The organism is Streptomyces sp. NPDC047525 (assembly GCF_040643025.1).
Taxonomy (GTDB): domain Bacteria; phylum Actinomycetota; class Actinomycetes; order Streptomycetales; family Streptomycetaceae; genus Streptomyces; species Streptomyces durmitorensis.
In genome coordinates, this window is record NZ_JBEYTL010000053.1 from 1 (window position 1) to 1567 (window position 1567).

Sequence of the window (1567 nt, forward strand, 5' to 3'; positions counted from 1 at the left end):
CTCGTCCTCGCCGACATGTTCAGCCAGCCCGACACGGAGCTGACGTTCCAGGACATCATCACGAGCCCGGAGATGGACGACTACCGGGCCGTCATCGAGCAGGCCGGGCTCGTCATCAAGGAGTTCACCGACGTCACGGCCAACACCCTGGCCCCCCAGGCGGTCCGCGAGAGCATCGCCGCCGCCCTGCTGGCGCGCAAGGACGACGTCATCCAGATGACCGGCCCCGAGGAGTTCGAGCGGATGGTGGACGGCGTGCGCGTCCCGAAGTCCTACGGCTACCTCCTCGCCACGGTCACCACGGACTGAAACGGGCAGATGATGATCATCACTCAGTGCCGTGTCTGCGGCAATCACGAACTGATTCCGGTGCTCGACCTGGGGAATCAGGCTTTGACCTGTGTCTTTCCCAAGAGCCTCGACGAGAAGGTGCCTTCGGTGCCGCTGGAGCTGGTGAAGTGCTCGCCCGGCGGCTGCGGCCTCCTGCAGCTGCGGCACACCCCGGACCTCGGCCTGATGTACGGCGAGGGCTACGGCTACCGTCCGGGCATCCGGCCCTTCATGGTCGACCACCTGCGCGGCAAGGCCGTCGCGGCCGCCGAGCTGACCGGCCTCCAGGCGGGCGACATCGTCGTCGACATCGGCAGCAACGACGGCACGCTGCTGCACCAGTACCCCGTCGAGGGGCTGCGCCTGGTGGGCATCGACCCCTCGGGCGAGAAGTTCCGCGAGCACTACCCGCCCGCCGAACTGATCGCCGAGTTCTTCACCCGCGACGCCTTCACCGAGCGGTACGGCAGCCGGCGCGCCAAGGTCGTCACGACGACCGGCATGTTCTACGACCTCCCGGACCCCCTGCGGTTCATGCAGGACATCCACGCGATCCTCGACGACGACGGCGTGTGGATGACCGAGCAGAGCTATATGCCGTCGATGCTCGAGGCCAACGCCTACGACGTGGTGTGCCACGAGCACCTGGAGTACTACGCGTTCCAGCAGATCGAGTGGATGGCCCAGAAGGTGGGCTTCACCGTCCTGAAGGCCGAGGTCACCGACGTCTACGGCGGCAGCCTCTACGTCACCCTCGCCAAGAATCCCGGCCGCCACCCGCGCGACGAGGGGTCCCTGGTCGCGCTGCGCGAGGCCGAGGCCGCCGCGGGCCTGGACACCATGGCGCCCTACGAGGCGTTCGCCCGCAGGGTGCACCAACAGCGCGCCGATCTGCGGGGGTTCCTCGACGACTCCCGCGCGGCCGGCCTGGTCACCCTCGGGTACGGGGCGTCGACCAAGGGGAACGTGACCCTGCAGTACTGCGGCATCGGCCCCGAGGACCTGCCCTGCATCGGCGAGGTCAGCGAGGAGAAGGCCGGCCGCTTCACCCCCGGCAGCGGGATCCCGATCGTCTCCGAGGAGGAGGCCAGGTCCCGGCGCCCCGACCAGCTCCTCGTCCTGCCCTGGATCCACCGGGCCGGCTTCGTCGAGCGCGAGCAGGCATATCTCAAAAGCGGCGGCAAGCTCGTCTTCCCCATGCCGACGCTCACCACCGTGACCGCCTGACCGGGCACCG

General features: G+C 68.6%; 2 protein-coding genes. Both read left to right on the forward strand.

All coding sequences use genetic code 11. The annotated features are described in order from the left end of the window. Positions 1-309: hypothetical protein (locus ABZ833_RS45575; protein WP_361060028.1), on the forward strand; the 309-nt coding region annotated here is incomplete at its 5' end. A gap of 9 nt (positions 310-318) precedes the next feature. Next, on the forward strand, positions 319-1557 hold the full coding sequence (locus tag ABZ833_RS45580) for a class I SAM-dependent methyltransferase (RefSeq protein WP_361060030.1): 1239 nt from the start codon (positions 319-321) through the stop codon (positions 1555-1557). Positions 1558-1567: the final 10 nt, after the last annotated feature.

What these genes read in the sequence shown, in the direction of transcription:
- ABZ833_RS45580 (WP_361060030.1), top strand. Translation starts at nt 319, where the DNA reads ATGATGATCATCACTCAGTGCCGTGTCTGCGGCAATCACGAACTGATT.